The sequence below is a fragment of the Achromobacter pestifer genome (genome assembly GCF_013267355.1).
Classification (GTDB): domain Bacteria; phylum Pseudomonadota; class Gammaproteobacteria; order Burkholderiales; family Burkholderiaceae_B; genus Achromobacter; species Achromobacter pestifer_A.
The window spans coordinates 4,419,323-4,443,608 of sequence record NZ_CP053985.1 but is presented as its reverse complement, the minus strand read 5'-3'; the positions used below and the strand labels follow the sequence as shown (position 1 = coordinate 4,443,608).

28 protein-coding genes and 1 pseudogene are annotated in these 24,286 nt (G+C 60.6%); 21 read left to right on the top strand and 8 right to left on the bottom strand.

The window, feature by feature from the left end:
* Nucleotides 1-28 precede the first annotated feature (28 nt).
* The 3 genes from FOC84_RS21275 to FOC84_RS21265 all read right to left on the bottom strand — a co-directional run bounded on the left by FOC84_RS21275 (nt 29) and on the right by FOC84_RS21265 (nt 3,838).
* Nucleotides 29-1,426: an aldehyde dehydrogenase family protein gene (locus tag FOC84_RS21275; protein WP_254241726.1), complete on the bottom strand. Its 1,398-nt coding sequence runs from the start codon at nt 1,424-1,426 to the stop codon at nt 29-31.
* A gap of 117 nt (nt 1,427-1,543) precedes the next feature.
* A complete protein-coding gene (locus FOC84_RS21270) occupies nt 1,544-2,509 on the bottom strand; it encodes a PDR/VanB family oxidoreductase (RefSeq protein WP_173146176.1) in 966 nt (321 codons plus the stop codon).
* 33 nt (nt 2,510-2,542) lie between these two features.
* Nucleotides 2,543-3,838, bottom strand: a complete 1,296-nt coding sequence (locus tag FOC84_RS21265; RefSeq protein WP_173146175.1) for a cytochrome P450 — start codon at nt 3,836-3,838, stop codon at nt 2,543-2,545.
* Between the two features lie 377 nt (nt 3,839-4,215).
* On the opposite strand from FOC84_RS21265, the gene FOC84_RS21260 reads away from it, so the two are divergent.
* The 3 genes from FOC84_RS21260 (at nt 4,216) to FOC84_RS21250 (ending at nt 6,885) form a co-directional block, all read left to right on the top strand.
* Entirely contained in the window at nt 4,216-4,926 is a 711-nt protein-coding gene (locus FOC84_RS21260; protein WP_254241725.1) for a TetR/AcrR family transcriptional regulator, read from the top strand.
* Nucleotides 4,927-5,234: 308 nt separating this feature from the next.
* Entirely contained in the window at nt 5,235-6,581 is a 1,347-nt protein-coding gene (locus FOC84_RS21255) for a tyrosine-type recombinase/integrase (protein ID WP_173146174.1), read from the top strand.
* 37 nt (nt 6,582-6,618) lie between these two features.
* Nucleotides 6,619-6,885, top strand: a complete 267-nt coding sequence (locus FOC84_RS21250; protein ID WP_173146173.1) for a hypothetical protein — start codon at nt 6,619-6,621, stop codon at nt 6,883-6,885.
* Nucleotides 6,886-7,342: 457 nt separating this feature from the next.
* Here FOC84_RS21250 and FOC84_RS21245 read toward each other — a convergent pair whose 3' ends face one another.
* Nucleotides 7,343-7,987 carry a hypothetical protein gene (locus tag FOC84_RS21245; protein WP_173146172.1) on the bottom strand — a complete coding sequence of 215 codons (645 nt, stop codon included), beginning with the start codon at nt 7,985-7,987 and terminating at the stop codon, nt 7,343-7,345.
* A 498-nt stretch (nt 7,988-8,485) separates the two neighbouring features.
* Here FOC84_RS21245 and FOC84_RS21240 point away from each other — a divergent pair, with 498 nt between their 5' ends.
* Together FOC84_RS21240 and FOC84_RS21235 are read left to right on the top strand one after the other, a co-directional pair.
* Nucleotides 8,486-9,217: a hypothetical protein gene (locus FOC84_RS21240; RefSeq protein WP_173146171.1), complete on the top strand. Its 732-nt coding sequence runs from the start codon at nt 8,486-8,488 to the stop codon at nt 9,215-9,217.
* Nucleotides 9,218-9,426: 209 nt separating this feature from the next.
* Nucleotides 9,427-9,729 carry a hypothetical protein gene (locus FOC84_RS21235; RefSeq protein ID WP_173146170.1) on the top strand — a complete coding sequence of 101 codons (303 nt, stop codon included), beginning with the start codon at nt 9,427-9,429 and terminating at the stop codon, nt 9,727-9,729.
* A gap of 61 nt (nt 9,730-9,790) precedes the next feature.
* Here FOC84_RS21235 and FOC84_RS21230 read toward each other — a convergent pair whose 3' ends face one another.
* Together FOC84_RS21230 and FOC84_RS21225 are read right to left on the bottom strand one after the other, a co-directional pair.
* Complete coding sequence (locus tag FOC84_RS21230) at nt 9,791-10,837, bottom strand: phage portal protein (protein ID WP_173146169.1); 1,047 nt, start codon at nt 10,835-10,837, stop codon at nt 9,791-9,793.
* Nucleotides 10,834-12,189, bottom strand: a pseudogene (locus FOC84_RS21225) (terminase large subunit domain-containing protein); the annotation flags it as partial. The gene FOC84_RS21230 and the pseudogene FOC84_RS21225, both read right to left, overlap by 4 nt.
* A gap of 28 nt (nt 12,190-12,217) precedes the next feature.
* Between FOC84_RS21225 and FOC84_RS21220 the strand changes: the two are divergent.
* The 13 genes from FOC84_RS21220 to FOC84_RS21160 all read left to right on the top strand — a co-directional run bounded on the left by FOC84_RS21220 (nt 12,218) and on the right by FOC84_RS21160 (nt 22,166).
* Entirely contained in the window at nt 12,218-12,607 is a 390-nt protein-coding gene (locus tag FOC84_RS21220) for a head completion/stabilization protein (RefSeq protein ID WP_173146168.1), read from the top strand.
* Complete coding sequence (locus tag FOC84_RS21215; protein ID WP_173146167.1) at nt 12,607-12,813, top strand: tail protein X; 207 nt, start codon at nt 12,607-12,609, stop codon at nt 12,811-12,813. Before FOC84_RS21220 ends, FOC84_RS21215 begins: the two co-directional genes overlap by 1 nt.
* Nucleotides 12,814-12,817: 4 nt before the next feature.
* A complete protein-coding gene (locus tag FOC84_RS21210) occupies nt 12,818-13,186 on the top strand; it encodes a putative holin (protein WP_173146166.1) in 369 nt (122 codons plus the stop codon).
* A gap of 87 nt (nt 13,187-13,273) precedes the next feature.
* Nucleotides 13,274-13,504 carry a hypothetical protein gene (locus FOC84_RS21205; RefSeq protein ID WP_173146165.1) on the top strand — a complete coding sequence of 77 codons (231 nt, stop codon included), beginning with the start codon at nt 13,274-13,276 and terminating at the stop codon, nt 13,502-13,504.
* Complete coding sequence (locus FOC84_RS33410; protein WP_254241724.1) at nt 13,501-14,916, top strand: phage tail protein; 1,416 nt, start codon at nt 13,501-13,503, stop codon at nt 14,914-14,916. The genes FOC84_RS21205 and FOC84_RS33410 overlap by 4 nt, the downstream gene beginning before the upstream one ends.
* A 62-nt stretch (nt 14,917-14,978) precedes the next feature.
* Nucleotides 14,979-15,320, top strand: a complete 342-nt coding sequence (locus tag FOC84_RS21195) for a phage tail protein (RefSeq protein WP_173146164.1) — start codon at nt 14,979-14,981, stop codon at nt 15,318-15,320.
* Between the two features lie 153 nt (nt 15,321-15,473).
* Nucleotides 15,474-16,658, top strand: coding sequence for a phage tail sheath protein (locus FOC84_RS21190; RefSeq protein ID WP_173146163.1), 1,185 nt, complete (start codon nt 15,474-15,476; stop codon nt 16,656-16,658).
* A 54-nt stretch (nt 16,659-16,712) separates the two neighbouring features.
* Nucleotides 16,713-17,228 carry a phage major tail tube protein gene (locus FOC84_RS21185; RefSeq protein ID WP_173146162.1) on the top strand — a complete coding sequence of 172 codons (516 nt, stop codon included), beginning with the start codon at nt 16,713-16,715 and terminating at the stop codon, nt 17,226-17,228.
* A 30-nt stretch (nt 17,229-17,258) separates the two neighbouring features.
* Nucleotides 17,259-17,621: a phage tail assembly protein gene (locus FOC84_RS21180; RefSeq protein WP_254241723.1), complete on the top strand. Its 363-nt coding sequence runs from the start codon at nt 17,259-17,261 to the stop codon at nt 17,619-17,621.
* Nucleotides 17,622-17,629: 8 nt separating this feature from the next.
* Entirely contained in the window at nt 17,630-17,743 is a 114-nt protein-coding gene (locus tag FOC84_RS21175; protein ID WP_173146161.1) for a GpE family phage tail protein, read from the top strand.
* A gap of 255 nt (nt 17,744-17,998) precedes the next feature.
* Complete coding sequence (locus FOC84_RS21170; protein ID WP_173146160.1) at nt 17,999-20,590, top strand: phage tail tape measure protein; 2,592 nt, start codon at nt 17,999-18,001, stop codon at nt 20,588-20,590.
* Between the two features lie 11 nt (nt 20,591-20,601).
* Nucleotides 20,602-21,057 carry a phage tail protein gene (locus FOC84_RS21165; protein ID WP_173146159.1) on the top strand — a complete coding sequence of 152 codons (456 nt, stop codon included), beginning with the start codon at nt 20,602-20,604 and terminating at the stop codon, nt 21,055-21,057.
* On the top strand, nt 21,057-22,166 hold the full coding sequence (locus FOC84_RS21160) for a contractile injection system protein, VgrG/Pvc8 family (RefSeq protein ID WP_173146158.1): 1,110 nt from the start codon (nt 21,057-21,059) through the stop codon (nt 22,164-22,166). The genes FOC84_RS21165 and FOC84_RS21160 overlap by 1 nt, the downstream gene beginning before the upstream one ends.
* A gap of 13 nt (nt 22,167-22,179) precedes the next feature.
* Here the strand turns inward: FOC84_RS21160 and FOC84_RS21155 are convergent, their stop codons facing one another.
* The gene (locus FOC84_RS21155; protein ID WP_173146157.1) at nt 22,180-22,473 is read right to left on the bottom strand and encodes a hypothetical protein; all 294 of its coding nucleotides are present in this window, start codon (nt 22,471-22,473) and stop codon (nt 22,180-22,182) included.
* Nucleotides 22,474-22,590: 117 nt separating this feature from the next.
* The gene (locus FOC84_RS21150; RefSeq protein ID WP_173146156.1) at nt 22,591-22,992 is read right to left on the bottom strand and encodes a helix-turn-helix domain-containing protein; all 402 of its coding nucleotides are present in this window, start codon (nt 22,990-22,992) and stop codon (nt 22,591-22,593) included.
* 302 nt (nt 22,993-23,294) lie between these two features.
* Between FOC84_RS21150 and FOC84_RS21145 the strand changes: the two genes are divergently transcribed.
* From FOC84_RS21145 to FOC84_RS21135, 3 genes are all read left to right on the top strand, one after another.
* Nucleotides 23,295-23,582 carry an ogr/Delta-like zinc finger family protein gene (locus FOC84_RS21145; RefSeq protein ID WP_173146155.1) on the top strand — a complete coding sequence of 96 codons (288 nt, stop codon included), beginning with the start codon at nt 23,295-23,297 and terminating at the stop codon, nt 23,580-23,582.
* Nucleotides 23,575-23,973: a hypothetical protein gene (locus tag FOC84_RS21140; protein ID WP_173146154.1), complete on the top strand. Its 399-nt coding sequence runs from the start codon at nt 23,575-23,577 to the stop codon at nt 23,971-23,973. The genes FOC84_RS21145 and FOC84_RS21140 overlap by 8 nt, the downstream gene beginning before the upstream one ends.
* Nucleotides 23,974-24,052: 79 nt before the next feature.
* Nucleotides 24,053-24,286, top strand: coding sequence for a hypothetical protein (locus tag FOC84_RS21135; RefSeq protein ID WP_173146153.1), 234 nt, complete (start codon nt 24,053-24,055; stop codon nt 24,284-24,286).

Here is a 24,286-nt window from a genome sequence, read left to right as displayed (position 1 = left end):
TTCCTCCTTGGCTACCTTGTTGTGGTTTTCAGTGCGCTCGTTTCGATGACACGGTCTTGGTTACGGTGTACTCCAGCACGCCGTCCACGCCGTTCTCCACGCCTATGCCCGATTGTTTGTGGCCGGCCATGGGCTTTCCGGCTTTAAGGGTGTGGATCTGGTTGACCCAGACGGTGCCGGCCTGCAAGCGCAGCGCAACCTTTGCGGCCGCCTCGGCGTCACCCCCCCATACCGATCCGCCCAAGCCGTATTCGCTATCGTTGGCCCGCGCGATAGCCTCCTCCACATCGCGGAACTTGAGCAGCGGCAAGATCGGACCGAAAGGCTCCTCGCGCACCACACGCGTCGTATCTGGCGGGTTGTCCACCAAGGTAACGGGAAAGAAATATCCCTTTCCCTCGGGCACTTCGCCGCCAGTCAGAAAGCGGCACCCCTGACTGCGCGTGTCTTCAAGCAGATTCTTGAGCCGTTCAAACTGGCGGCGATTCTGCACCGGGCCGAGCAGGACGCCCTCGGCATCCCCGGGTCCGACCCGGGTTGTGCGCGCCAACTCGGCCAGCGCCTGCGCCATCCGGTCGTAGACATCCTCGTGGACATACAAGCGTTTGATGGCCAGGCAGAACTGGGCATTGTTGTAGAACGCCCCCCAGAAGATGGCGGGCGCAATCGCGTCGACATCGGCATCCGGCAGGACGATGGCCGCGTCGTTCCCGCCCAGTTCCAGCGTCAGGCGCTTCAGGTTGACCGCGGCGGAAGCCATCACGGCGCGGCCGGTCTGGGTCGAACCGGTGAAACTGAGTTTATCTATGCCGGGATGCGCGGACATCAACGGACCCAATGCATCGCCCCCACTCACGACGTTCAGCACCCCCGGCGGCAATACGTCGCGCAACAACTCGCCCAGCTTCAAGGTAGTCAAGGGCGTGAATGGCGAAGGCTTCAATACCAGCGTGTTGCCCGTGAGCAGGGCCGGCGCAGCCTTCCATACCGCCAGCACCACCGGAAAGTTCCACGGCACGATGCTGCCCACCACGCCTAGCGGCACACGCAGCACCCTGACCCGCTCCTCGGCCGACTCGATGGTCTCCTCCATGGGCAGATCGAACCCCGCCATCTCGACGCACCAATGCGCCGCCGCCTGCACTTCCTGGCGGGCGGCCGCGATCGGCTTGCCTTGCTCACGCATCAACAACTCCGCCAACATTTCCTGGTTGGACAGGAGGACTTCACTGATACGGACGACAAGCTGCCGGCGCGATTCCAGTGGCAGCGCGGCCCAGGCCGGCGCGGCGCGCCTTGCGCTGGCTACGGCTTCATCCAATTGTTCTGCCCCGGCATCGGGCGCGCTGGCCACAACGCTCTCGGTGGCCGGATCGAGCACGTCGAAGCGCCTTGGCGCATGAACGGCCTTTCCATCGATGGTCATACTGAACTCAATAGGAGTTTCCATGGTGATTCGGACCTCAATGTTGTGGGCCGGGCGAAGTTCGATCGGCCGCGCGTTGGCAGACAGCCCTCGCATCCGAGCGCTGTGGAAAAGAGTTCAAAGATCAAGCACCAGCAGCGGCGATTTCGCGCGCGAGCAGCATGGGGTGAACTGATTGCCGCATCCGTGCTCCTCATCAGTCAGGAACACGTCGCGATGGTCAGCCTCGCCCTCCAGCAGGCGCATGACGCACGAACCGCAGGAGCCCTCGCCGCAGGAGGTATAGATGTCGACGCCCGCGGCGAGCAGCACGGAAGCCACGGATTGGTCCGCAGGGATATGGAAGAGCTGGCCGGAGCTGGCGATTCTTACGTCGAAGGCGCCGTCCTGCGAGGTATCCACGGGTTTGGCGCTGAAGTGCTCGTACCGCACCCGGTGCTTCGGAATGCCCGCCCGGTCCGCCGCCAGGCAGACCCATTCGATGAAACCGGCAGGGCCGCAGACGTAGATTTCCTCGGAGGTTCCCAGTTGAGAGAACAGTTCGTCCGGATGCAATCTCTGCTCATCATCCTGGTCGTCGTAATGAAAGACCACGTTTTCACGGAACGGCGATTGGACAACGCGATCAAGAAAAGCCGCCCTGGCCTGATCGCGGGCACAGTAGTGCAAAGTAAATGCCGTCCCAGCCGCATGCAGGGCTTCGGCCATGCACAGCATGGGCGTAACGCCGATGCCGCCGGCGATCAGGAGGCTCGGGGATTGCAGCTTGAGCGGGAAATGGTTGCGCGGCGCGCCGATCACGACGATGGCCCCCGGTTGCAACCGTTCATGGATCGCCACCGAACCGCCACGCGACTGAGGATCCCGCAAGATGCCGATGACGTAGCGATGGCGTTCCGACGACGCGTTGCACAGCGAATACTGCCGCACCAAGCCGGGAGCGATGTGTACATCGATATGAGCTCCTGCCTCGAAGGGCGGCAGGATGCCGCCGTCCAATGCCTGCAGCTCCAGACTGATGATGTCTTCGGTTTCCTGACGCCGATGCGCAACGCGCACCGAACTCGTTGACTGACATTGCATTGAGAATGCTCTACTGAAGGAGACGAGGAACAGCTAGTTCATGACGCATCGAACAGGCAGATGCTTGGGGCCGCCGACGAAATACGAGGCGCTCATGATCATCTCGCCCGCAAGCTCCACTCGCTGCAACCTTGGAATCATCTCTTCGAACAGAATGCGCATCTCCATCTTTGCCAGGTGTTGCCCCAAGCAGATATGCACCCCGAGCCCGAATGACAGATGACGGTTCGGCTTACGGTCGATGTCGAATGCAAGGGGGTTCTCGAAGACTTCCTCGTCCCGATTCGCCGAGCCGTAGCACAGCATCAGCCAATCACCCTTGCGGATCTGGCGGCCGCGGATTTCGGTGTCCGCCACGGCTGTGCGCATGAAATGCCGTACCGGCGACGCCAGGCGCACCGCTTCGTCGATGAACTGCGGGATCAGGCCAGGATTCGCCTGAAGACGGGGCAACAACTCGGGGTACTGGCTGAGCGCCCACATGGCGACGGCAGTCGAGGATGAAGTCGTGTCGTGTCCCGCCGTGGCGATGATCACGTAGTAGCCCAATCGGCTGTCCTCGCTGATGGGCGCACCGTCTACGACCGCGTTGGCGAGCAGCGTCGCCACGTCATTGCGCGGAGTCTCGCGCCGGTCGGCCGTGACTTTTTCAAAGTAGGCGCGAAAGTCGGCCACGATGGCCAGCGTGCTCTTGGCCAGCTCGTCAGCATCGCTGACCTGTGCCTGCCCCGCGCGCTTGAGTTCGGGGTCTTCGCTGCCGAACAGCTCCTGCGTCAGCAGCAGCATCCTGCCCTCGTCCTCGGGCGGCACGCCCAGGATGTCCATGATGACGTGCAGCGGATAATGCAGCGCAATGTCCGTGGCGAAGTCGATGACCTCGCCGTCAGCCGCCGCAAGCTTGTCGACGGTGCGGCCGGCCAGGTCGCGGATACGCTCATCCAGCTTGAGTATGTTGTTAGGCATGAACCAAGCCTGCGTCAACGACCGCAACCCCTTGTGTTCGTCGCCGTCGACATGAACCATCGATCTGATGCCGCCGTTGTGACTCCCGGACGTGGCCGTCATCTGCTCGATCATCGCCTTGGGGGCGCAGACAACCGCGTAGTCACCGTTGCGGAAAGTCTGGGTATCGCGCGAGATGGCAGCCACGTCCGCGTGCTTGGTTACTACCCAGAAGGGATCGAATCCGTCATTGACCGCGCGCCCCAACGGGTTGTTGGAGCGCGCCCATGCGTAGGTGGCGTGCAATTCGTCAATGTCAGCATAGGCCTGTGCATCAACCAGGGCTTTCGCGACATCGCCGGGCAGATCGAAATCGGTATGGTTCATGATGTGGGACGAGAAGGTTAGGGTCGGTTCGGGGCGGCAATGCCTGACTGGACGACAGGGACGATCCTGTCGGCACAACTTGCCGTTAAATTAGAATTCAAATTCTGATTCCATTATTGAGATACACTCATGCGCCTTCAATGCGTGGTTTCCCTAGGTCGGATAGCAGCGTGACGCCACGCTCCAGTTTCCGCCGCGGAAGCGGCGCCTCCTCCCAAAGCGGCGGCATCCCATGCAAGATCGACACAAGGGCCACCGCAGCCACGAACGCTAAATGCTTCTAATTATTCTGACTTGGAATTTTGTTGCCATGTCCGCCCCTGCTGCGGGCTACGGCATAATGTTCCGCACTGCTTCAAACTAGGATTGTTGCTGCCATGGCCGTCCCCTTAACGCCGGAAGAAAAAATCAAGACGGCGCAGTCCCCCCGCGAACGAAAGGCGGCTGGTGCAGCCCCAAGATCCATAGCCCCGCCTCGTCCTCCGCGGCAGTTGCGCAGCGAAGAGTCCCTGGCCAAGATGATCCGGGCCGGACGCGAGTTGATCGAACAACACGCAAACCTGGACCTGGTGCTGATCGGCGACGTCATACGCCTGGCGGGCACATCCATTGGCGCGTTTTACGGCCGGTTTCAGGACAAGGAGGCATTTCTTGCGGCCGTCCTGGAAGCGGCGGTCGCGGAATCCCAGGCGGAGGCAGACAACCTAGTGTGGCAAAACGTCGTCTGGACCGAGGGCACCGCGTCGGAGATCATCGCCGCCATGGTCGATTATTACGTCGACAGCTGCCGCCAAAATCAGGGGACATTCCGGGCTGTGATCAAGGATTTTTCGCTGGACAACCGGGAATCGAGCCTGTTGTTCGCCTTGAATCGTCACTTGCATGCCCTGTTCGTTCCTGCCCTGCTGCGAAAAATACAGGCCCGGGCAGGCGAAGACATTGAAGCGGAAATCCAGATCGCGATGCAGATGTTGCTGGGTACGCTCAGCTCGATGATGTTGACGGCCCCGGGCCCGATGCACCTTGCGGACGATGCCATCAAGCCGCAACTGACCGAAAGAATGCGGCGGCTGCTGCGGCTGGACTAAAAGCAGGCAGTTTTTGGCGGCGGCCCTGCCACGGCCTGTTTCACCAACGGAAAGCAAAAGGCCGTCAGCGACATGTCGCTGACGGCCTTTCTTCATTGGTCGGGGCGGTGGGATTCGAACTCACTACCCTCTGCTCCCAAAGCAAAAAAGAACCTTTCCGCCGAAGTCCGCCCACGTCCGCCGGGAAACGCTACACTCGCGTCTTTATTGGCTTTCTAGCCATTTGAGGTCCGCCAAGGTCTTCCAGCATCCGCCAGCAGCCGCAAAACGCTGGCCCCCCAAATGGCCCCCCAAGATCCAGGCTTTCGATGGCGACCAACCTACTGACCGACACGGCACTACGCAATGCGCGGCCCAGCGAGAAGGAAATCGAATTGAACGATGGAGGCGGCCTCATCCATCGCATTCGGCCTGATGGCCGGCGGGCCTGGATCTTTCGCTACACCGGGCCGACCACGGGCAAGAGGGAGCGCATTTATCTAGGAGCCTATCCGCTGCTGAGCCTAAAGGCCGCGAGAGAGATGCGCCAGGCGCGCCAGGAAATGCTACAGAAAGGCATGGACCCCAAGCACGCCGCCGCCCTTCTCGATGCTGAGGGCGACGCGATTCCGGAGACTGTAGGCCGCTTGTTCAATGTCTGGTTTTCCCAGGAGATCGAGACCAACCGGAAAAGCGAAAACGACCACAAATCCATCAAGGGCCGATACCTCATCTACGTCGCTCCGTTCCTGGCCGATGTGCCTCTTTCCATGGTCCGCCGTGGCCATGTGATGAAAGCCATCGACAAAGCCAGATTGGAAAAGAAGATGCGGACGGCCAATCTTGTGCTGGCCAATCTGCGCCAGATGTTCCGGTTCGCTGTCGCCCGCGAGTGGATGCAAGGCGATCCCACCGCAGCCATCGCGCGCAAGCAGGCTGGTGGGCAAGAGAATGAAGGCGAGCGCGTGCTGTCGGACGCGGAGCTGCCCATGCTACGCAGCATGCTGGCCAAGCCCCCGGTTCAGAAATCACGCTACTACGTCGCCTGCCGTCGCGTGCTACCCGTGCATACTGAGTTGATGGTCTGGTGGACACTAGCCACGGCAGCGCGCCCTATTGAAGTGGCCTCAGTCCGTCGCAAGGGCGCCGTGAACGTCCGAGCCAGGAATTGGACCATCCCGGCCGAAGTGTCAAAGAATGGGAAACCGCACCTTGTTCACCTCAGCGACTTTGCCTTAGCCGTCTGGAAACGAATGCTAAAGCTGCCAGGCACTGGGGAATATCTCATTCCGGGTAAAGAAGGCGGGCACATCTCAGAAAAGGAAGTCACCCGGCGCCTTACCGACAGGCAAAGGCGCGCCAAGGCCATCCGCGGACGAAAGAACACAACCGACTTAGATCTACCCGGCGGCCATTGGACGCAACACGATCTACGTCGCACTGCGGCGACCATCATGGGCGAACTCGGCTTCACCCAAGACGTGATCGATCGCTGCCTCAATCACAAGGAGCCGAAGAAAGTGACGCGCACCTATCAACGTCAGACCATGCTGAGCCAAAGGCAGGATGCCTTTGAAGCCCTTGGTGCACACCTAACCCAGATCCTTGGCGACCCACAGGACTGGCTGCCGGACATCGACCCTTCTCACATTAACGATGGCATCCCCCCCAACTGAACGGACGGACGAGATCGTTATCTTGAGCAGGTGGGCAATGAGCCAAGTCTCTAATGCAGATAGCGCCAAACCCAACTCCATCGTTGAATTGAACCAAGAAAACGGACCCTATCCCCCAGCGGGCATCTGCGCTAAAGCGGTATTTGAACTGCGGAGTTACGTCCATCCGCTGCCATCTGATCTCAGGAACATTGACTGCCATTTGGGAGAAGACTTCAAGCCCCTGCTGCTCTATCGTAGCGACGTTGCTAAACTCGGAGAGGACAATTCCCCCTGTGGAAGGCAGAATCTTCTTGGTGTGTAAGTAATGAAGACTGAGAAACAACTTTGTCGCACACCGTCGAATGCGGGCCTTCAGATTAGGATGCGCCAACGAGACAACCGGGACATCGCTCGTTCCCAATCCTGGTGGAAGGGTGATGTCGCGTTCTTTCAGCCATTTTCGTTTCTGATTCGCGGGCATCAGAAACGACCTATAAATCTCTGGCTCTCGCTCCGCCACCGCCCTCATCAATTTATTAGTTGCACCAAAGGCGGAAGACTGTTCCCCTGGCGCGGTCATTCGGCAAATCAGCGCAAATAGAGCCTCATCATTTGGCGTCGCCATCTGGCAACGATCACACGCCGGGAAGACGTACCCATCAGGCCACTTCCTCTCGTTGAACACAGATCTCGGAGGCCAATGGTCTTCCGTTGTCGCTGGCTCATTGCCTCCACAGTAGCAACACAAAGGATGCTCTTGAAGAAAGGCTTGCAAGCGCCTATTTTTCGTTCCCACTTTTCCCTCCCGTTGCCGACGCTATTCCTCTTTTTTGAAAGGCGACGACTAGAGCACGCCGGCACGCCTCCAAGATCACTCTAGCACCGTCCATGGGAAAGGGACTTATGTTCGAGTGCTCATAGGCATATCGCCACTCAACAAACGCCCTATTGATCTGTGGCAACGCCGCTTGAAGCCCCCCCGGGAAATGTCGGCCGTCCACATCAACGCTCCGAATTTCAGCATTCAGTTGCGCCCGCGCAGCGACGGGCAGAGCGTTGAACAATTTATCTAGCTCGTGCACTTTTTTAATATTTGTTCCATGAATCTCAGCCAGGGCTTTGAGCATAAGTTCTATGGCCAAGCTTGCGTTGACGCAGAACGGCGAAAGAAATTCTGGCCGAAGAAAAGACGGCATACCCGGCATCGTTGATGTGCGGTGGTTGTTGTACAGATGAAGTGCAACGGTGGCAAACGCGTGCGCATGGCTAGCCATGCGCTCCGCTTGACTAATTGGCGCTTTGGCTGTCGCGAAGGGAGCCAAGATATCTGCAATCCTTGCCTGATCCGCAGGCGAATTAGCCCAACGCGATTCAGCGTCGAACTCACCTACTTTCTTGCCATTATGGAAAACTTCATGGGCCATGATGTATGTACTGTGGTCAATGAACTGGCTGCCAGCTTACACAGCTTGAGTGGTCAAGATCAAAATTTCTGGGACGGGCTGGGAAAAACCTAACCTTCCTAACCGAATATGCCGAATTGACCGGAGAGCCTTTATTCATGCGAGTTTCCGGACTTTGCAGAAACCTAACCTTTTCCTAACCAAAGCCTAACCTGGTTAGGTTTCTATACCCTAACCTTATAAAAAATAGATATCCAAATAAATCAATGGCTTACGTCGAGGTTAGGTTTTAGGTTAGGCCAAGTTAGGTTTTAGACCTAACCAATATTATTAATATAAATCAATGACTTAAACATCACCTTCAGGCCTGGTTAGGAAGGTTAGGCTTTTCCCAGCCCCTCCCCCGATCTGCGCAGAAATTAATCAACTTCTGGTACAGCCCTATGAGTAGAGACAAAGATGGGCGAAGCCAACGCGGCGTGATACAACTCCGCCGACTCGAACATCTTGGGGAAGCACATGCATGGCTATGGCAAGCGGAATTTTGTAATCAGTGTCGTGATAGCGATCGCGCTGTACTTCACCATCGCGGGGGCCGATGTTCCTCTGCCCAGTGGGCTTCAAGGCACCTCTCTAGAAGGCCCGTTGTATGCGCTTCACATAGGCAACCCCATCCTATTCAACCTGGGGAGCGGGTTGTTCATCACCCTCGTCTTCTGGTTTCTAGTCGTGGAGCTACCCGAGCGGAAAACGCGCGCGATGGTTCGCGATGGCATCCAGATCGCATACAAACAGTGTCGAAGCGACTTGGCGACAGTCTTGCTCGACGCTGCCAAGCCGCACAATTTCAGTGCTACACGAGCGGCTGTCGTAACGGATGAAGGTTTTGTCGAGTACTTCCAGCACGTTGTAGACCCTGCGCACAGTAAAAGTCGCTGGGACAACGCCACGGCAGCACTTGCAGAAAATGACTTCTACATCCGCCGAATTCACGCAGCATTGGAGGTGCTTGCAAATGAGATTTCTTATGCGATGGTAAGGGCCATTCCCCGGTCCCGTAAGTGTCACGATGAATTGCGCGACTTCGTTGCCAATTTGTTTGAAATTCGAGCAACTCACATCCCTGGACGCCCCTTAGGCATTGTGGACGTCAACTTGCTTGCTTCGGCAATTTGGGGACTAATGGCGGGGGTAAGAGCATCAGCAGGTCAAAAGCCGTTCGACATTGAACGGGTAGCCGCCAGCTTCTAAGTTCGGCGTCTTTACCGCATCGAATTGCGTCAGGCGGCAATGGCCTCAATCCAGTCGCTGAGGCACTTAAAGCCTAGCGGCAAGGGGTGACTCAAGGGTGAGTCTTTTGTCGCCTATTTAGCGCGCAGGCGTGGAGGGGGGAAGACTGCGCGCCAGGGGGTGCACACCCTCGTTTTACTGTATATTTGTACAGTGCCTCGAGGTACCCCATGGATTTCATCGACCGACCGCCGCCCGCGCCTATGCCTGCGGCTCGCATACGCACGCTGTACGCGCAAAACCCCACGGACGAGGCCCGAGCTATGGCCTGGGAGATCTGGCGCCTACAGCGCGTTATCGTGACGCTAGAAGCGGGATTAGCGCACGCCGCCCGGCTGCGTCATCGGCAAGACATCCTCGACCGGGTGAACGAACTGCGCGAGTACGTCCAGGCAGAACCCTGTTTGAATGAGCCAATGGCGGTGCGCCCTGGCCAGCGGCGCGGTGGCAACAAGCCCGAGTCGGCGCGCTGACGACGCGCAATAAAAAAAGCCCGCCATGCAAGGCGGGCTAAGGGTCAGCAGTCCACCGGTTCTAGGCGTCGTCGCCCTCGATCACGTAGGGCCTGAACCGGACCGCCTCGACGCCCAGCCAATCGTTGAGCGCCAGAAACTTGGCCTGTAGCGGCTCCAGCTCGTTGCGAGCGAAAACCTTGGCGGCGGCTATCGGCGTCCCGAAGCCGCCGCTATTCGTCGGCACCAGACCAAGGAGCTGCGGCGGCACGCGGTGCGCTGCCAGCACATCATCACGGCTGACGTTCTTGATGTTGAAAAAATCATCACGCGCCGCGACTTCGCTGATGGGAATGATCTGTAGGCCGTCCTTCTTGCCGCCCGGCGCATACACGAACATATTGCGAAAGTTGCCCGGCCCCTTCGCATCCTTCATCGCATTGCGGATCCCGTCCACATACTTCTGATCCTGCAGCGTGTCGGTCACGTACATCACGAAGCCGGCATGACTGCCGTTCAGGTAGTACTTGCGGCGGAACAAGGTGGCCGACTCGTTCAACCAAGCCGAATTCAGCGCCGCCAGATACTCGGGCATACCGTAGATTTCTTGGTCAGGGTCCGGCTGCAGGATGCTGAACACCTTGCCGCGCGGAAACTCATGCTCCAGACCAATCGACGGCACGAAGAAGAATTGATCTTCCTCCACGCCGCGCCGCGTGTACTTGGCTAGCGCGTGCTGCAGCGTCAACGGCTTGCCCGTGAGACTGTCGCGCCGTTCCGCGTAGGCGTTGCCGAATATCTGATAGTCGATTGCCATCTTGTGGCATGTCTCGCGCGAGAAAAGTGACGTAGGTTCCAACGTTGACGCCAGGATGTTGGCCTTGAAGTAGATCGCCGAACTGTGGTGAACGCTCGCGCGGAATGACTTGGACAGGCCGCTGTAGTTCACAGGCGGCTCATACCATTTTCCGTTTCGCCAGGACTCCAGATAGTCCAGAATTTCCCGCCGATCAAGCACCGGCTCAGGATCACCGAAGGAATACGCTTCGACCGCTGCTGGTGCCGTCGCATGCTGCGCGGCCTGCGCGCGCTCGGCCGCATCGCGGCGGATGTTCTTTCCTCGCTTCACTGGTAGATCTCCATAAATCCTTGTTGTGCACCGCTCGCACCTTCGAGCGGTTCAAAGTCCAATGCATGCATGAGCGCCCAGGCCAGGTCCGCATGACCTGTGTCATTGGCGCGGCCCGCGTCATACGTCACGCTGCGGCCGCTCGCGGTCATCGTCTTGCGAATTGCCATCATGGCCTGCGCCAGATCCGTGGCGCCGGCGTCGAACTCCAGTCGCTTGTCCCTAGTGACATCAAGCGCTTTCATGACAAGGCGGCCTTTGACTTCGGGCGAGTACGTATAAGCACGCGTACTAGGGAAGAACTGCTTCACCAACTGATAGACACCCTGCCCTATCCCGGTCGCGTCTACACCGATGTAGACGACGGCGTATCGCTCCGTAATTTCCTTGATCTTCTGCGCCTGTGCCTTGAAGTCCATACCCCGAAACTGGTGACGCTCCAGCACGCGAAATTTCCCTCCCGGAGTCAAGGGAGCGGCCAGTACCACGCAACCAGCTGAATCGCCCGAAAGTGCCGGGTCATAGCCGACCAAGACCGGGTTGTAGCCGTAGGGCCGCTGCAGGAACTGCTGCACGTCGATCCACTCAACCATTGAATCAACCATGCACCCTTGCAACATCGCCAGAGGGAAGAGGGACGCGGTGTCATCGATGAACCCGCACATCAGCAGGTTTTCGAACTGATCCGGGCTGTACTCAAGCCGCAGATCGTCGATGTCGAACAGATCGCAGCCGCCGGCCTCCGCGTCCAGAATGGTGACGATCTGGCGCCAGATCTTGTCATCGCATCGGTGGCCATTTTTCAGGATCGAATGCGCCAGCTCGATGGCCACCTGTTCACGCTTAGCTCGGCGCTTGTTGAACGCGTCCCCAGTCCAAAGCGGGTACGCCTCATGCGCCATGTTCGACGGCGTAGAGAAATAGGTTTTGCGCCAGCGCTTATGCAGCGCCATCCCGCTGGCCACCTTGTTCAACTCGCCGAACTTCGGCACCCAGAAAAACTCATCGAAATAGAAATTGCCGTGGTAGCTCTGCGCCGTCCGCGCATTCGTCCCCAGGAAATAGAGGTGCGCGCCATTGGGCAACACGATGGGATCGCCCTTCAAGTCCACGTCCGCGGCTTCGCGTGCAAACTGCACGATGTATTGCTTGAAGACGTGGGCCTGCGCCTTCGACGCGGACAGAAAGATCTGATTCCGGCCTGTGCGTATCGCGTCTTCCAGCGCCTCGCGCGCAAAGTACCAAGTAGCGCCGATCTGCCGAGACTTCAAGATCATGCGTGTGCGCTCATCGGCATTCCGCAACCAGACCTTTTGATACTCAAACAGCGATTCACGGAAGACCGTCATCAAGAATGACGGATTTTTTCCTGACTTCGACATGGAAGCCGCGCGGCTTGCCCTGCGGCTTGATGGCACAGTGACGAACCCGCGCCTACGCCACGCATTACTGGGCGCCATTCTGGAAGTCGCCAACGATCTGGCCGCCTGGAAAGAGGACATGCAAGGCCAGGGCCACGCGTCCCTGGCGGACGTGCCGGCAGGCGCGCAGATCGACGGCAGGACGCGCCGTGTAATCGCCTACGAGCGCGCCGTCTACAGCTTGGCCAAGGCCGATCTCATCGAACGCATGGCCGACTACGACACGACCGCAGCGGGCCAGAAGCGTGCGGACTGGCTGGCTGACACACCGGAAGATCACCGACGCAATGCGCGCTGGTCCGTCGCCGACGTTCAGGACCGGCGCCGCACCGTCGTGGAGCTGATCTGATGCAGGTACGGGCGCAACAAGGCGACACAGTCGACGCAATCTGCTGGCGCCACCTTGGCACCACGCGCGACGTGGTGGAACAAACCTATGAGCTGAATCCCGGCTTAGCGGATCTGGGGCCAGTGCTGCCGCATGGTCTGCTGCTGACGCTTCCAGATTCGGCCCCTCAACCTTCGACGGCGCAGACCGTCACCCTCTGGGACTGAAAGCATGGCCGAACCCTCGACCGTTACCGGCGCAATGGCCACCACGCTCATATCGGGCGCGGCCATAGCGCAAATCCTGCCTCTCGTTGATGCAAACGCCGTATTCGGCGCGGTCATCGGCGCAGCGCTGGTGGCCAGCACGAAAAAGGACCTGACCGCCTGGAAGCGCTTCGTTTCCTTTCTGCTGTCCGCGTTCTGCGGTTACGGCGGCGCCGGCGAAATCGTCGCCCGCGAGCTGGCCAAGGAAACCTTCCTGCCCGCGCTCATCGGCGCCCTGGTCATCGTGCCGTTCGCGCTCAAGCTGCTGGCCATCGCGCCCGATATCGACCTGGGGGCACTGCTGCGCCTGCCTCGCAACGGGGAAAAGAAATGAACGCTCTGACCGTCGCCCCTACCCTTTCCGCCGTGGCCGTGGCGTGCGCGCTGGTCTACGTCGCCACCGCCGCCCGCTTCCTCTGGTATGTACAACGAACTGGGGCGGTTGATCGAAGGAACGAAGCGCCTCAGCCAGCACATGATCGGCCTCGCCATCGCGATGGAAATCCGCGCGCCACTGAACTACGCCATCGCGGCCTATGACGGCGACGTGATGACCGTTTACCCCTATCAACCCTCACCCGTAGAAGTCCCGGCCGACATCGGCGGCGGCCTGACCACCCACATCATCGACACTCTGACCGTATACCCATGACTACCTATTTCGGAATTCTGACCAAAGTTGGCGAAGCCAAAGAGGCCAACGCCAAGGCACTGGGCATTCCCGTACACATTACGGAGCTTGAAGTTGGCGATGGCGGCGGCGTTCTTCCGGTCCCGGATCGGGAACAGACTGCGCTGATTGGCTCAAAGCGGCGCGCCGCAATCAATCGCAAGTTCGTCGATCCTGTCAATCCAAACTGGCTTGTCATTGAACAGGTCATTCCCGAACAATTCGGCGGCTGGTGGATCCGCGAACTGGGCCTGCGTGATGCCGACGGCGATCTGGTGGCCGTGGCCAACTGCCCGCCGACCTACAAACCGCAATTGGCCGAGGGGTCTGCGCGCACTCAGGTGGTGCGCATGGTCTTGCTGGTATCCAGCACCGCCAACTTCACGCTCAAGATTGACCCAGCCGTGGTCTTGGCCACACGCAGCTACGTGGACGAGGAAACGGCCAAGAAGCTGGGCAAGACGGAAACGGCCGTAGCCGCCACCAAGCTGGCCACGGCCCGGAAAATATCAGTGTCCGGCGCCGCCAAGGCCGCCGCGAAGGAGTTCAACGGCGAGAAAGATATTGACCTGGAGCTGTCCGATCTGGACATGGGCAAGGCCGCGAAGGGCACCCTGCCGGTCGCCCGTGGAGGAACGGGTTTGACCGACGTTCCCGATGGACACCTTCTCATCGGCGCGCCTAATGGAAAAATGCGGACTGCCACGTTTTTTTCGATGATCCCCGCGCGCCACTTTCCGCTGATCCATTCCATCACCGCACTGCCGTCCGAGGATGTGGGGCCGATTGTCGTAGCGGAAGTCTCCGAAGTGTGGATATGGCAGGAAACCGCTTACTTTGTAGGCTACCGTTCGCCGCTATGCGGCCGCCCGGTAGACGGTCACACAGTCGCGCCACTCGCAAGCGAAGTTGACGCGTTGGGCGGACTGCTGCCCAAGGCCGCGTATGGTCGTTTGTGGGGATATGCGCAAGAAAACGGACTTGTCGCAAGTCAAGAAACTTGGTCCTCCAATATCGGCGCTCACTACTTCGTAGACGTGAATTCCACTCAGTTTCGCGTGCCTGACCTACGCAATATGTTCCGCCGCTACACCGGAACCGATGCCGACACCACAAGCTCGCGCTGGTCCGGAAGCCGTCAGCTGGACGCTCTGCAACGGATTACCGGCGGCTTTCACGCCATCTCAGATTTCAACTCTGAGTTTCCTGTTGTGTGGAGCCAAGACGGCGTATTCATAGATGGAGGAAACGGACTCACTGCACCATCCATTGAGGACATCATCAGCCAGGAAAAGCCAACGCGGCGGACCGGCTTTGACTCCGCGAGGGTGACGCGCTCGTCTTCGGAAACCCGTTCGATGAACGTGGCCTATCACCCTCGAATTCATGCCTAATGCAGCGAGCGCCGCAAACTCGAAGACATCGAGTGGTGCAGCTATCTGAACTGGAGATATCCATGCCCAAAACGAAAACTGTGTATCAGACCGACCAGAACGGACTATTTCTCTATGAGCTGGAGGCCAATGAATTGGCGCTGGCCGAAGGCTTCTTCAATGTCCCCTATGGCGCGTATGAGGATCCGCCGCCCATCGCTCCTGCGGGCATGGTGGCCATACGAATGCGGGATGCCTGGACGTTGTCCGCGGACTACCGTCATGTCGATCTCTGGCTGACCTCCACCGGTGCGCTCTACGTCACGGGAACCAAGACCATCGTGAATGGTTCCGCTGCGAGCTACCCGGGCTGGGGAATGCTGCCGGATTGGCTCACGCTGGCCAAGCCGATGGGAGCGATCTAAGGTCACGGCGCACAACTGACCTTTCAGCGCATGTAGCAGCCTCATCGACAACACCAGCCCCGTGCGCGCGCGAGGGCATGCCCTCAGACTGAGCATCACATACCCCGCGCGATGTCGAGCGGGATATCTGCTCACCATCACAGAGGGCTTTCCATGGCTGCACTTGACTCCTACCACCACGGCGTCCGGGTTGTCGAAACCGACGACGGCACCCGGCCGATCCGCACCGTATCTACCGCCGTCGTCGGCTTCGTGGCTACCGCCGAAGACGCTGACCCGCTCACCTTTCCGCTGAATACTCCGGTGCTGGCCACCAACATCGCCGCCGCTGCCGGTAAGGCCGGCACCAAGGGGACGCTTGCCCGGACGTTGCAGACCATCGGCGCCCAGACCAACCCCGCCACCATCATCGTGCGCGTAGCCGAAGGGGCCACGCCGGCGGAAACCACTTCCAATGTCATCGGCGGCACCGACCCCGACGGCCGCTACACCGGCATGCGCGCCCTGCTGGCCGCACAGAACACGGGACCGAGGCTGAAACCTCGCATCTTGGGCGCGCCGGGTCTGGAGAATGCCGCCGTCGTAGCGGCCATGGCCGAGATCGCGCAGAAGCTGCGCGGCTTCGCCTACGCCAGCATTCCCGACTGCCCGACGAAGGAAGAGGCCGCCGCCTTCCGCGAGGGGCTGGGGCAGCGCGAGCTGATGCTGATCTGGCCCGACTTCCTGGGCTGGGATACGCGCGCCAACGCAGAAGGCATCATCACCGCGTCCGCGACCGCCCTGGGTCTGCGCGCCAAGCTGGACAAAGAAGTGGGCTGGCACAAGACCCTGTCCAACGTCGTGGTCAACGGCGCCACCGGAATCAGCCGGGATGTCTTCTGGGATCTGCAAGACCCTGACACCGACGCCGGCTATCTGAACGCCAAGGATGTCACCACACTGATCAACCGCACGGGCTACCGCTTCTGGGGCTCTCGTACCTGCGCAGGCCCGCAGAGCTTGTTCCCGTTCGAGAACTACACCCGCACCGCCCAGATCATTGCTGACACGATGGCCGAGGGTCATATGTGGGCGGTTGACGCCGCGCTGAATCCTTCGTTGGCAAAGGACATTATCGAAGGCATCAATTCGAAGTTCCGCAGCCTCAAGGCCAACGGCTACATCATCGACGGCAGCGCCTGGTACGACGAAGAGCCGAACACCAAGGAAACACTCAAGGCCGGCCAGCTCACCATCGACTACGACTACACGCCGGTTCCACCGCTCGAAAACCTGGGCTTCCGCCAGCGCATCACGGATCGCTATCTGCTCGACTTCGCGCAACGAATCGGTGCCTAACCCTCCGGCGGCGCACTCAAGCGCCGTCGCCTCTTACTTCCCGGAGCATCAAACATGGGCATGCCTTCCAAGCTCAAGAACATGAACCTCTTCAACGACGGCCAGAGCTATATGGGCCGCGTTACCGCCGTCACTGTGCCGAAGCTCACGCGCAAGATGGAAGCGTTCCGCGCCGGCGGCATGCTGGGCTCTGCCAAGGCCGACTTCGGTCTGGACGATGACGCCATGAAGATGGAATGGACCATCGGCGGCTACGTCAAGCAGATCCTGCAGCAGTACGGCGCGGTGGGCGTTGACGGCGTGCAACTTCGCTTCGCCGCCGCGTACCAGCGCGACGACACGCAAGAAGTGGATGCCGTGGAAATCATCGTACGTGGCCGCCACTCCGAAATCGACCGAGGGGAAGCCAAGGTAGGCGATGACACGGAAGTGAAGATCACCACCGAATGCGTCTACTACAAGGAAACGCTCAACGGCGAAACCCTCTACGAAATCGACCTGCTCAACATGATTCACATGGTCGGCGGCGTGGACGTGTCCGAATCCCTGCGCCGCGCCATCGGCCTGTAACCCCTCCCCCCTATTGCATCTGGAACCCTCATGACCAACACCACCAAACCCATGCCGATCATCGAAGCCCAGCAGCCTGCCGACGCGCCGGCCCTCAACAATCCCGATGTGCAGGTTGTTGTGCTGGACTGCCCCATCACGCGCAGCTCCGGCAACATCACCCAGCTGACCATCCGCAAGCCCAAGGCCGGCGCGCTGCGCGGCGTCACGCTCATGGCCCTGGCGCAGATCGACGTGCAGGCGCTCAAAGTCGTATTGCCCCGCATTTGTGACCCGATCCTCGCGCCCGGGGAGATCGACAACCTGGACCCGGCCGACCTGATGTCGATTGGCGCCACGGTGGCCAGTTTTTTTCTGAGCAAGGCGGACAAGTCCGCCTTCCAAACGTCGTAGAAGACGCCATGGCGGATATCGCGGCCGTGTTTCATTGGCCCCCAGCCACGATGTATCCGATGGACCTGCAGGATCTGGCCAACTGGCGCGAGCGCGCCCGCGTTCGCATCGAGAGTGAATAGGTTTACGCCATGGACAAGGCGCTACAGCTGCGCGTCATCGCGGCCCTGCAGGACAAACTTTCAGGGCCGCTCAACAAGATCAAGGGATCGTCCACGGCTTCCGCTCAGGGCGTAGCGGACCTGCGCAGCAAGCTCAAGGCGCTGGATAATGCCCAGCGTGAAATCGGTAGGTTCCGGGAAGTGTCGCGGGGCCTGCAAAGCACGCGCGGAGAGCTGGCGGCGGCCCAGCAGCGCGTGGCCGGCCTGGCACAGCAGATGCAAACCACCGCATCGCCCACACGGGCCATGACGCGCGAATTCGATAGAGCGGTACGGACGGCCCAGCAGCTCAAGGAAAAGCACGGGCAGCAGTCCACGGAGCTGCAGCGCCTGCGCGAGAGCCTGGGGCGCGCGGGTGTATCCACGTCAAACCTTGCGCGCGATGAGCGCGGCCTACGCCAGCGTATCGACCAGACTTCCCAGGCGCTGGACAGGCAAACCACCAAGCTGCAAGCGGCAGCGAAGCATCAGCAGCGCTTAGCCGCCGCGAAAGATCGCTACGGGTCAGGGCGCGCCGCCGTGGGCGCCGCTGCTGGCACGGGCGCGGCAGCGCTCGCCGCCGGCGGCGGCATGCTGTACGCCGAGAGCAAGTTCGTCATGCCGGGTATCGATTTTGACGCGAGCATGAGTAAGGTTCAGGCGCTGGCCCGCCTGGAAAAGACCAACGAAGAAATGCGGGCGCTGCGCAAACAGGCCCGCGACCTGGGCGCGGACACCATGTTTTCGGCTGGCCAGGCCGCCGACGCGCAGGGCTTTCTTGCCATGGCGGGTTTCACGCCGAAGGCGATTCTCGCGGCCATGCCCGGCATGCTTTCGCTAGCAAAGGCCGGCGATACCGACCTCGCGCAAACGGCGGATATCGGCTCAAACATCTTGACCGGCTTCAAGCTTCCGGCCGATCAGATGGGCCGCGTCGGCGACGTGCTGACGGGCGCATTCACGCGATCAAACACCAGCCTGTACATGCTGGGCGAGACGATGAAATATGTGGCGCCCGTGGCCGCCGGCCTTGGCGTGAACATCGAGACGGCCGCCGCCATGGCGGGCAAGCTGGGCGACGCAGGCATCCAGGGCAGCATGGCAGGCACGGCGATGCGCGCAATCCTTGGGCGCCTTGCCGCGCCGCCCAAGGCTGCGGCCGACGCCCTGGCCGAGCTGGGAGTAAAGACCAAGGACGCGAAAGGCAACCTGCGCGACCTGCCCACCATCCTGGCCGAGATCGACAAGAAGACCCAGAAAATGGGATCGGCGAAGCGTGCCGGCTACTTCAAGCACATCGCCGGCGAGGAAGCGTTCAGCGCGCTGCAGGTGCTGGCCGATCAGGCGGGCAACGGAGAACTGCAGAAGTTCGTCGGGACGCTAAAGACCAACGCGGGCGAGGCCGACAAGACGGCCGCGACAATGGCCGACAACATGCGCGGCTCGCTGGACGAGCTTTCCAGCGCATGGGAAGACCTGGGCATTCAGGTGTACGAGCAACACGACGGCGCCTTGCGCAAGATGGTCATTCGCCTGGCGGACCTTATCGGCAGCGTGAAGAATTGGGCAGCGGCCAACCCTGAGCTTGCCAGCACCCTCACCGCGATGGCGGGCGGCCTTGCCGTGCTGGTCGCGGCGTTTGGCGCGCTCACGCTGGCGCTGGCCAGTGTCTTGGGGCCATTCATCATCGTCCGCTATGGCCTGTCGCTGCTGGGCATACAGGCCGGCGGCTTGTTGGGCGTCCTGGTGAACCTCGCGCGCGGTGGCTTCGGCCTGCTGGGCAGCGCCATCATGTTTGTTGGCCGTCTGCTGCTGGCCAACCCCATAGCCTTGGCCGTCACGGCCATTGGCTTGGCCGCCTATGCGATCTACCGCTATTGGGAACCTATCAGCGGGTTTTTCAGCGGCCTATGGTCTGGTATCACCGCCACCTTTAACTCGGCCGTGCAATGGCTTTCCGGGCTTCTGGCGGGCTGGGATCCGCTATCGGTCCTGGGTGCGGCCTGGGGCGCCGTATCGGGATTCTTTGACCAGATCTGGCAATCGGTCGCGCAGGTCTTTGACGGTGGCCTGGCCGGCGTCGGTGCGCAGCTGCTCAACTGGTCCCCGCTGGGGTTGCTGTATCAGCCGATAGCGGCCGCGCTGGCGTCCTTGGGTGTGGCACTTCCGGGCAACTTCTCGGAATTCGGCTCCAATCTGGTCCAAGGTCTCATCAACGGCATCACCAGCATGGCCGGCGCGTTGAAGGAATCCATCTCCAATATGGGAAGCGGTGTTATCAGCTGGTTCAAGGAAAAGCTAGGAATTCATTCGCCTAGCCGCGTCTTTGCGGACATGGGCGGCTATGTGTCGGAGGGCGCGGCTGTGGGCATCAAGTCCCAGCAGCCCGAGGCCATGAAGGCCGCCCAGGCGCTCGCCGCGTCGGTGGCGCTCAGTGGCGCCATGGGCGCATATGCCGCGCCGGTCATGCCTCCTATGCCGGTGGTTCCGACCCCGCCCGCCATTGCGTCCATGGCAGCCATACCCGTCGCTGCTGCCGTACAGGCGTCACCCGTCCTGCCGGCGATGTCCACCATGCCCCCCCTGCCTACAGGGATCGACACCGATCAATCCACAATTGGGGCCAGGTTTGATATGCGCACGCCCATGGCCACCGCGCCGGCAAGCGCACCGCGCCAGATCACCGTCCAGGGCGACACCATCAACATCACAATTCAAGGCGCCGGACTGACGCAGGCGGACCTGCAGCGCGCAGTGGAAGCCGCCCTGCGCCGCGCCCAGGCGGACAAGGATGCGCGCTTCCGCTCCGCCTACATCGACCGAGACTAGGAGATTTCGCCATGATGATGGCTCTTGGCATGTTCGTATTCGGCCTGCCCACGGTCGCGTATCAGTCGCTGCGCCGTAGCACCGAATGGCGCCACCCGTCCAATTCCCGGATGGGCACGCGGCCCGCCTATCAGTACGTGGGGCCGGGCGAAGACACCATTACGTTGAGCGGGATCGTCATTCCGCAGATTATGGGTTCGTCCGGTTCGCTGCAGCTGCTGCGGCGCATGGGCAATACGGGCAAGGCCTATGTCATGGTGGACGGCCTGGGAACCGTGCACGGCGCATTCATCATCGAGCGGCTGGAAGAAGAGGGATCCATGTTCGTCATCAACGGCGTGGCGCAAAAGACGGACTTCACCATCACCCTAAAATGCGTGGACGATTCCCAGGCGCGCGGCCTGCTCGATGACCTGCAGATCCCCATCGACAAGATGGACGGCTCTGTCATGAATTGGGGGGTCTGATGTTTGCCGCTCAATCCGCAGAGTCCGCGGCCGCTAGCCAGCAGCCCGAGGCCTACCGCTATCCCCGCCCCATCTGGCGCGTGATCGTTGCCGGCCAGGACGTGACGGGCGAGGTTCGGCCTCGCCTCCAAAGCCTGACCATCACGGAATGCCGATCCGACCAGGCGGACCAGCTCGACCTAGTTCTTGATGACCATGACGGCCGTCTGGAGCTGCCCGCCCGTGGCGTTTCTGTGCGCGTCCTGCTGGGCTGGGAAAGCACGGGGCTGGTGGACAAGGGAACCTTCGAAGTCGACGAGGTGGAATTCAGCGGCCCGCCCGATGTCATCACCCTGCGCGCTCGCAGCGCCGACATGAAATCGGCCTTGCGCACGCGCTCCGCGCGCAGCTTCCACGGCACCACCATCAAAGCCATCGTGGAAACCATCGCCAAGGCGCATGGCCTTACTGCCGTTGTCGGCACCTTCGGCAATACGAAGGTGCAGCACATCGACCAGACCGACGAATCGGACCTCGCATTTCTCAATCGCATTGGCAAACGTTACGACGCCGTGGCCACGGTCAAAGATCAGCGGCTGCTATTCCTGCCCATCGAACACGGCAAGACCGCCAGCGGCAAGGACATGCCCACCGTTACCCTGTCGCGCCGCGATGGCGACCGCATACGGTTTCACATCGCTGACCGCGATTCCTATACCGGCGTGCGCGCGTCCTGGCAGGACAAGGGCAAGGCCAAGCGCCGGCATGTGCTGGCGGGCGTGATCGGCAATGCTAAGCGCCTGCGCCAGCTGTACGCGAGCGAGACTGACGCACTGGAAGCCGCGCGCGCGGAGTGGGCGCGCATCAGACGCGGTATGGCCACGTTTGAAATGGACCTGGCCTATGGCCGCCCGGACCTGTCCCCGCAGACCAAGATCCGGCTCCCGTCCATCAAGGCACCGCTCAACGAATACACATGGCTCAACGTGAAGCTGGTTCATCAGCTTGACGGCAATGGCCTGACAACGAAGCTGGAAGCGGAAACCGCAGAAGCGGCAGACGCGCGCGCAGAGGACGAGGCCCAACCCGGCGGCGACCTGCCTGCGGTAGACATCGAGGACGCGGACTAAGCGCCGCGCGCTCCTACCGCTGAACGTTCACCATCACCTGCACCACCAGCTGCACTGCGCCGATCTGAATATTGTTGTTGCCTGTGATCGACTGGCGCGGCGCAGCTTCCCCCGAGATCTGAGTATTCCCCTCTCCCTCGATCGTCTGGGAAGCGCTGGCGCCGTCATAGGCGGGGCGCTCCGGGCGCTTTTCCTTCGCGGTTTTTAATGCCGCGTGCAGTACGCCCAGCACATCCGCCTGCGGGCTCCCGCTGTGGCGCTGGTCAAGAAAATGAACGTTCGAACCGGGGTCATGAGGCTTTTGCATTGCTTTTCTTCCTACTGTGCGATGCCAGCTCCATACGGGCATTCAAACCGGGAACACCCGCAGCCCTTGCCGGCTTATGAGGGCGTCTCCCCCCCCTGCCTCAGCCCCGTCGACGCTCTACGCCGCCAGCTCTAGAACCAGGTTCACGAGCTGGTCATTGGTCGGCGCCATCTGCTCTTTGCTGGCGCGGAAAAGCGCATCTGCTGCCTTGCGCTTCTTGGCCGCGCTCATCTCCCGGCCCGTCGCTTCAAGAGCCATTTCCAGGGTTTCCCAGGCTTTGCCGTAGCGGTCTAGATCGGCTTCCAGATCTTGTTGGGTAAGGGCGTGCGCACCCGTCACCACATAAAGCACGTCCACCCCCATCGCAGCGAGCCTTTCAAGGTAGCTCGCGTCCGGGCTGCGCTTGCCAGTTTCGTAGTTCCGCTGAGCGAGCACTTTCACGCCGCCCAGCTCACCGAAGGCTGTCTGGCTCATTCCAAGACGGATTCGCTCTTCTTTCAAACGCTCGAATAGTTCCATATGAATCCTATATACATTGACAATAGATTCAATTGAATCTATATTTGAACCGTCGCAACATGATTCAAGGTGTCACACACATGGAACATACACCAAGCCGGCGAAAGGACATGCCAAAAGCGCCTAAGCGCCAGATGATTTCGCTTCGTATGAGTGCATCGGAAATCCAACAATGCCGAGAGTTTGCGGCGGTGGAAAACCGGTCGGCGTCTCAGTTTTCCTACCTCATGTACCTCCGTGGCCTGGAAGCATGGATGGCTGAACGCCCCGCTAGACCGACCCGCCGACGCTAAGGCCATCAAATGAATCAGCTAGGCCAGCGCTGCCCGCATTGCAATACCTGGGCGACGGTCAGACACAGCGTTGAGATGTCCGACACCGTCCGCGCCCTTTACTTCCAGTGCCGCGCCCTCTTCTGCGGGCACACCTGGAAATCGCATCTCGAAATGGTCTGCACGATTACGCCGTCAGCTGTCGCGCGTCCCTCGATCAATCTCCCCATTTCGCCCAAAAGCGAAAACCTCCGCCTTCTGTCGGCCACCAAGGCCGACCCTCGCCAGCAAAGCATGTTTGGAGACAACGATGAATAAATCTGCCCTTTCCCTGGTGTCGGCGTCCGTTGACTGGAACCGCCCTTTCCTGGCGGATCAAGCGCATCAATTCTTGGCGGTTGAGCTGGAACAGGGCGCCCGCCCCGCCGCATTCCGCGACAACCATTTACTTGAGCGCTGCACCGCACACCTGATGGCGGTGGCCAACTGCTCCAAGCGCACGGCCGCGACGCAAGCCGCTCAAGCAATCGCGGAAATTTCCAGCGCCCGCAGCCGCGTCAGCCTGGACATGGACCGCAGCACAAGCCACGCCCTGTTTGTCGTTGAACGCGCTTCCGGCAATACCCGCGTGATTTCTGCTGCCGAGCTGGCGGCAATTCTGGACGCCCACAACGCCGCACAGGCGCTCCGCCAAACGCGGACCCTCTAACCCCCTATCCCCTGCTTTCCGTCTTGCTGGCGGGCGTTCTGGCGCCCGCCACGGGTAACTGTTTTCCAAAGGAATTGATATGCCCGCCATTCCCGTGCACGCCCGCATCGAAACACACATGAACGACGACGAGGTAAAGGCCTTGGCCAAGCTCACCGAGTACCTTGTTCGAGGCGCCGATGAACCCGGCCAATCCCTCTTCTTGACTGCCGCCGCCGGCGATGCCGCCATGTCCGGCCACATGCTCACCGCTGCCTGCGCCGTCCACGCTGCCGCCATGCGCACCCTGCGCGAACGCAACCTGACGGAATAG